Genomic DNA, 6,579 nt, shown 5'->3' on the forward strand with positions numbered 1-6,579 from the left:
CGGTGTAATCAGCTGCAGGGGCCTTCGGGTGCCTGCCGTTACCAGATTCCGTCACTCGCCCCCCGCCCGAGACAATCATGATGCAACAGTCGCCCAACCTGCTGGTCTTTTCCGGCAACGCCAACAAACGCCTGGCGCAGAACATCTGCAAGGAGCTGGGGGTGCGGCCGGGCAAGGCGCTGGTCTCGCACTTCTCCGATGGGGAAGTCCAGGTCGAGATCGAAGAAAACGTCCGCAAGCAGGACGTTTTCGTGATCCAGCCGACCAGTGCGCCCAGTGCCGAGAACCTGATGGAACTGCTGGTCCTGATCGATGCGCTCAAGCGCGCCTCGGTTGCCAGTGTCACTGCCGTGGTGCCGTACTTCGGCTACTCGCGCCAGGATCGCCGCATGCGGTCTTCGCGCGTGCCGATCACCGCCAAGCTGGCGGCGAAGATGTTCAGCACCGCTGGCGCCGACCGTGTGTTGACCGTGGACCTGCATGCCGACCAGATCCAGGGTTTCTTCGACATCCCGGTGGACAATGTATATGCCTCGCCGCTGCTGCTCGCCGACATCTGGCGCGCGTACGGCACGGAAAACCTGATCGTGGTGTCGCCGGACGTGGGTGGCGTGGTGCGTGCCCGCGCCGTGGCCAAGCGGCTGGACGATGCGGACCTTGCGATCATCGACAAGCGCCGTCCGCGCGCCAACGTCTCCACCGTGATGAACATCATCGGTGACGTCGAAGGCAAGACCTGCGTCATGGTCGATGACATCGTCGACACCGCCGGCACCCTGTGTGCTGCTGCCGCTGCCCTGAAGGCGCGCGGCGCGCTCAAGGTCGCCGCGTACTGCACCCACGCGGTGCTGTCCGGCCCGGCGGTGGACAACATCACCAATTCACAGCTCGACGAGCTGGTGGTGACCGATACCATCCCGCTGAAGGACGCAGCGCGGGTATGCAGCAAGATCCGCCAGCTGAGCGTGGCGGAAATGCTGGCCGAGACGATGCGCCGCATCGCCTTCGGTGAGTCGGTCAGCTCGCTGTACGTGGACTGATTTTTTCGTCCCCGCCGACAACGGCAGGGATATCCCGGGTGCTTCTGGTCGCGGAAGCATCTTCAAACCGCCAAGCCGCAAGGCAAGGCAACAACCTGAGTAGTCGAAAATGTCGAAGACCCATGAAATCAAGGTCACCAAGCGTGAACTGCAGCGTAAGGGTGCGAGCCGCCGCCTGCGTCACGCTGGCGTGATCCCGGCGATCGTTTACGGCGGCAGCGCCGAACCGGTCGCCATCAGCCTGGACCACAACGAGATCTGGCTGGCCCAGGCCAACGAGTGGTTCTACTCGTCCATCCTGGACCTGAACCTGGACGGCAAGGTCGAGCGCGTGCTGCTGCGTGACATGCAGCGCCATCCGTTCAAGCAGCTGATCATGCACCTGGATTTCCAGCGCGTGAACGAGAACGAAGCCCTGACCGCTTCGGTGCCGCTGCACTTCATCAATGAAGAAACCTCGCCGGCCGGCAAGGCTGCCGATGTCGTGGTTACCCACGAACTGAAGGAAGTGACCGTCAGCTGCCTGCCGAAGGACCTGCCGGAGTCGATCGAAATCGACCTGGGCAACCTGGAGGCCGGCAACATCATCTACCTGTCGGACATCAAGCTGCCGAAGGGCGTCGAGATTCCGTCGCTGGCGCAGGGCAAGGACCACGACGATGCCGTGGTCACTGCCAAGCACGGCAAGGAAGACGCTGCCGACGTGGTCGAAGAAGCACCGGCTGCCGAGTAATGCCTTCGCGGCACCCGTCCTTCGGGACGGGTGCCGTACCTGTTGGCACTGAATGCCGGCAGCGACCTGGAAGAGATGATGGCAGGATTGCGACTGATCGTTGGCCTGGGCAACCCCGGACCAGAGCACGCCCGGACCCGGCATAATGCTGGGTTTCATTTTGTGGAGGCCCTGGCCGAGAAGGCGGGTGCGCGCTGGAGCGTGGACAGCAAGCTGTTCGGCGAGACGGCCAGGATCGACATCGCAGGCCAGCCGGTATGGCTGCTGAAGCCGGCGACCTTCATGAATCTCAGTGGCAAGTCGGTCACTGCCGCACTGCGGTTCTGGAAGATCGAGCCGGAAGAGAGCCTGTTGGCGCACGATGAGCTGGACCTGCCACCGGGCGCGGCACGGCTGAAGTTCGACGGTGGCCATGGTGGCCAGAACGGATTGCGCGATACCATCCGCCTGCTCGGGCACGGACGTTTCCATCGCCTGCGCGTGGGCATTGGCCATCCGGGCCACAAGGACCGCGTCGTTCCCTGGGTGCTGGGCCGCGCTTCCCGGGACGATGAGATTCTGGTCGCACGTGCGATAGACGATGCCATCGACGTGCTGCCGCTTGCGGTGCAGGGTGATTTCAACGAGGCGATGAAGCGCCTGCACACCCCGAAATAAAGCGCCGCAGCGCCGGGCCATGCTCGGTGGCTGTGCGACGAGACGGATTGGCCAAACGGTGCGTGCGCCTTTTCGCCAATCACTTTCACCCCAAAGGTTGTCGAACATGGGTATCAAATGCGGCATCGTCGGGCTGCCCAACGTGGGCAAGTCGACCCTCTTCAATGCGCTGACCAAGGCCGGTATCGCCGCAGCCAACTTCCCGTTCTGCACCATCGAGCCGAACGTGGGCATCGTGCCGGTGCCGGACCCGCGCCTGAGCGCGCTGGCCGCGATCATCAACCCGCAGAAGGTCATCCCGACTGCGGTCGAGTTCGTCGACATCGCCGGCCTGGTGGCCGGTGCGGCGAGTGGTGAAGGCCTGGGCAACAAGTTCCTCGCCCACATCCGTGAGGTCGATGCGATCACCCACGTGGTGCGCTGCTTCGAGAACGCCGACGTCATCCACGTCAACAACAAGGTCGATCCGATCTCGGACATCGACACCATCGACACCGAACTGGCGCTTGCCGACCTGGACAGCGTCGAGAAGGCGCTCAATCGTGCCGAGCGGGCGGCGAAGGGCGGTGACAAGGACGCTGCCGCACGCAAGCCGGTGCTGGCCAGGCTGCAGGCTGCGCTGGCCGACGGCAAGGCCGGCCGCGCTGCCGGGCTGGACGATGAAGAGAAGGCCCTGGTGCGTGACTTGTTCCTGCTGACGCTCAAGCCGGTGATGTACATCGCCAACGTGCTGGAGGATGGCTTCGAGAACAATCCGCACCTGGAAGCCGTGCGTGCCCGTGCGGCGGAGGAGGGCGCGCAGGTCGTCCCGGTATCGGCCGCCATCGAAGAAGAGCTGTCGCAGCTGGATGACGAAGACCGCGATACGTTCCTGGCCGATCTCGGCCTGGCCGAGCCGGGCCTCAACCGCGTGATCAACGCGGCCTACAGCCTGCTGGGCCTGCAGACCTACTTCACCGCTGGGGTGAAGGAAGTCCGTGCGTGGACCGTGCGCAAGGGTGCCACCGCACCGCAGGCCGCTGCGGTGATCCATACCGATTTCGAGAAGGGCTTCATCCGCGCTGAAACCATCGCGTATGACGATTTCATCAAGTACAAGGGCGAGGCGGGTGCGAAGGAAGCCGGTCGCCTGCGCCTGGAAGGCAAGGAATACCGGGTGCAGGAAGGCGACGTCCTGCACTTCCGCTTCAACGTCTGACCGGACCGGTGGCCGGCGACCTTTGGTCGCCGCTGCTGCGCCAGGCCACGGTTGCATCAAGAGGGCCCCGCCGATGCGGGGCCTTTTTTCTGGACAAAAAACAGCCACTGCCGAAAAGGCTTGCAGTGGAACGCTCACGGGTACTTGTCCACATCTACTCCCCGTCGCTCTCCACCTGGGGTGTGGAAAAGCACGCGTCGTGCGCGATTGGCGGACGTGGAGGGGCGTCACAGGGTGCTTCGAGGGCCTTTGGACAAAAAACAGCCACGCATGGAAGCGCTTGGTGCGTGGGGCTCAGCGCAGGTTGTCCACACCAAACCCCCATCGCTTTCCACGCAGGATGTGGAGAACCGGCGTTGCGTTTCTGCCGGTTGCAGGATGACCAACCGGACTTGCGTTGATCCGGCGGCGCGGGCAGCGTATCGACATCCTTCCTGCGGAGTGCCTTCCATGTCCCTGCGTCCAGCCCTCGTCCTCCTGTTGATGTCGGTTGCATCGGTGGCCACTGCAGAGCCGGTGTCTCCCGTGCTGGTCATCCATGGCGGGGCCGGCGTGGAGCGCGCAGGATTGTCGCCGGAGCAGGAGCGTGCAGCGCGCAGCGCACTACGGGCGGCATTGTTGAAGGGGCATGCCGAGCTGGCGGCGGGGCATGCCGCGGTGGAGGCCACGGCAGCGGCGATCACGGTGCTGGAGGATGACCCCACCTTCAATGCCGGCAAGGGCGCGGTGTTCACCCACGATGGCCGCAACGAACTCGACGCGGCCCTGATGGACGGTGCGACCCAGCGGGCTGGCGCGGTTGCCGGCGTGCAGCGCGTGCGCAATCCAATCCTGCTGGCGCGCGCGGTGATGGAGCATTCTCCGCACGTGATGATGGTCGGACAGGGGGCTGAAGCCTTTGCTGCCGAACAGGGCATCGCGCTGGTGGATCCGGCCTACTTCCGTACCGAGGCGCGCTGGCAGCAGTTGCAGCGGGCGTTGAAGGAGGCGGCTGCAGGGCAGGCCCATGCTGACCTGGAAACCGCCAGGCACTTTGGAACGGTCGGCGCGGTAGCGCTGGATGGACAGGGCAGGCTGGCCGCAGCAACCTCCACCGGTGGCATGACCAACAAACGCTACGGCAGGGTGGGGGATTCGCCGCTCATCGGTGCCGGCACCTGGGCTGACAGCGGCTGCGCGGTGTCCGGTACCGGCTGGGGCGAGTACTACATCCGCACCGCCGCAGCCCATGAGATCTGTGCGCGGGTGCGGCTTGGCGGGCAGTCGGCGCGACAGGCTGGAGAGCAGGTCATCAACGAGCTGATCCCGGCGATGGGTGGCAACGGAGGCGCCATCGTGCTGACTGCCGATGGGCAGATCGGCCTGCCGTTCAACACCCAGGGGATGTACCGCGGGTGGATCGGCGCGGACGGTGTACCGCATCTGGCCATTTTCGCGGATGAGCAGATTGACGTGCCTGGCCAATAGCCTTGCGTATCAATGGCTTTGCGACAGCATGTGAAAAAACTGAAAAAACGTGTTGACAGGCCTTCGCCAGATCAGCAGAATTGCGGGCTCACCACCACACACCGCACCGCTTTGGCGGCACGGGTTGGGGTGGTAAGGAGGGATACCCAAGCGGCCAACGGGGGCAGACTGTAAATCTGCTGGCTTACGCCTTCGGTGGTTCGAATCCACCTCCCTCCACCAGTTTCACGTTGTGGCAATTCCCGATGCGGGAGTAGTTCAATGGTAGAACTTCAGCCTTCCAAGCTGATTGTGCGGGTTCGATTCCCGTCTCCCGCTCCATTGAATGTCTGGAACTTTGAAGATATTTCAGTTCATGCCATAATGCAAAACTCGCTCACGTAGCTCAGTCGGTAGAGCACTTCCTTGGTAAGGAAGAGGTCGAAGGTTCGATTCCTTTCGTGAGCACCATCATCGGCACCACCCCAAGACGAATTCGAGATAAGCAGCCATGGCCAAGGGTAAGTTCGAGCGCACCAAGCCGCACGTCAACGTCGGCACCATCGGTCACGTCGACCACGGCAAGACCACGCTGACCGCCGCACTGACCAAGATCGGTGCCGAGCGCTTCGGTGGCGAGTTCAAGGATTATTCCTCGATCGACGCCGCGCCGGAAGAAAAGGCGCGTGGCATCACGATCTCGACCGCGCACGTCGAATACGAATCCCCGACCCGTCACTACGCCCACGTCGATTGCCCGGGCCATGCTGACTACGTCAAGAACATGATCACCGGTGCTGCGCAGATGGACGGCGCGATCCTAGTCTGCTCGGCTGCTGACGGCCCGATGCCGCAGACCCGCGAGCACATCCTGCTGTCGCGCCAGGTCGGCGTGCCGTACATCGTCGTGTTCCTGAACAAGGCCGACATGGTCGACGACGCCGAGCTGCTCGAGCTGGTCGAAATGGAAGTGCGTGAGCTGCTGAGCAAGTACGACTTCCCGGGCGACGACACCCCGATCATCGCCGGTTCGGCCCGTCTGGCGCTGGAAGGCGACCAGAGCGACATCGGCGTGCCGGCTGTCATCAAGCTGGTCGAAGCGCTGGACACCTGGATTCCGGAACCGGAACGTGACGTGGACAAGGCATTCCTGATGCCGGTGGAAGACGTGTTCTCGATCTCCGGCCGCGGCACCGTGGTGACCGGTCGTATCGAGCGTGGCGTGATCAAGGTCGGCGAAGAAATCGAAATCGTCGGTATCCGCGACACCCAGAAGACCACCGTCACCGGCGTGGAAATGTTCCGCAAGCTGCTCGACCAGGGTCAGGCAGGCGACAACGCCGGCCTGCTGCTGCGCGGCACCAAGCGTGACGACGTCCAGCGCGGCCAGGTGCTGTGCAAGCCGGGTTCGATCAAGCCGCACACCGAGTTCGAAGGCGAAGTGTACGTGCTGTCGAAGGACGAGGGCGGCCGCCACACCCCGTTCTTCAACGGCTACCGTCCGC

The 6,579-nt window shown here is 63.7% G+C and carries 6 protein-coding genes and 3 tRNA genes; all 9 read left to right on the plus strand.

The features are described 5' to 3' along the window. The first annotated feature begins 80 nt into the window (after positions 1-80). Positions 81-1,040 (plus strand): ribose-phosphate diphosphokinase, encoded by a 960-nt coding sequence (locus H4O11_RS14135; RefSeq protein WP_182340082.1) that lies wholly within the window; start codon positions 81-83, stop codon positions 1,038-1,040. A 109-nt stretch (positions 1,041-1,149) separates the two neighbouring features. Next, positions 1,150-1,773, plus strand: coding sequence for a 50S ribosomal protein L25/general stress protein Ctc (locus H4O11_RS14140; protein WP_182340065.1), 624 nt, complete (start codon positions 1,150-1,152; stop codon positions 1,771-1,773). A 78-nt stretch (positions 1,774-1,851) separates the two neighbouring features. Further along, a complete protein-coding gene (gene pth / locus H4O11_RS14145; RefSeq protein ID WP_182340083.1) occupies positions 1,852-2,430 on the plus strand; it encodes an aminoacyl-tRNA hydrolase in 579 nt (192 codons plus the stop codon). A 106-nt stretch (positions 2,431-2,536) separates the two neighbouring features. Further along, positions 2,537-3,628: a redox-regulated ATPase YchF gene (ychF, locus tag H4O11_RS14150; RefSeq protein ID WP_182340066.1), complete on the plus strand. Its 1,092-nt coding sequence runs from the start codon at positions 2,537-2,539 to the stop codon at positions 3,626-3,628. 450 nt (positions 3,629-4,078) lie between these two features. Then, positions 4,079-5,095 carry an isoaspartyl peptidase/L-asparaginase family protein gene (locus H4O11_RS14155; RefSeq protein ID WP_182340067.1) on the plus strand — a complete coding sequence of 339 codons (1,017 nt, stop codon included), beginning with the start codon at positions 4,079-4,081 and terminating at the stop codon, positions 5,093-5,095. A 136-nt stretch (positions 5,096-5,231) separates the two neighbouring features. Continuing rightward, positions 5,232-5,317 (plus strand) — tRNA-Tyr (locus tag H4O11_RS14160). A 25-nt stretch (positions 5,318-5,342) separates the two neighbouring features. Further along, positions 5,343-5,416: transfer RNA gene (locus tag H4O11_RS14165), tRNA-Gly, on the plus strand. Positions 5,417-5,469: 53 nt separating this feature from the next. Then, positions 5,470-5,545: transfer RNA gene (locus H4O11_RS14170), tRNA-Thr, on the plus strand. 40 nt (positions 5,546-5,585) lie between these two features. After that, the coding region (tuf, locus tag H4O11_RS14175) for an elongation factor Tu (RefSeq protein ID WP_182340068.1) at positions 5,586-6,579 on the plus strand (994 nt) is incomplete at its 3' end.

Source organism: Stenotrophomonas tumulicola (assembly GCF_014117215.1).
Taxonomy (GTDB): Bacteria; Pseudomonadota; Gammaproteobacteria; order Xanthomonadales; family Xanthomonadaceae; genus Stenotrophomonas; species Stenotrophomonas tumulicola.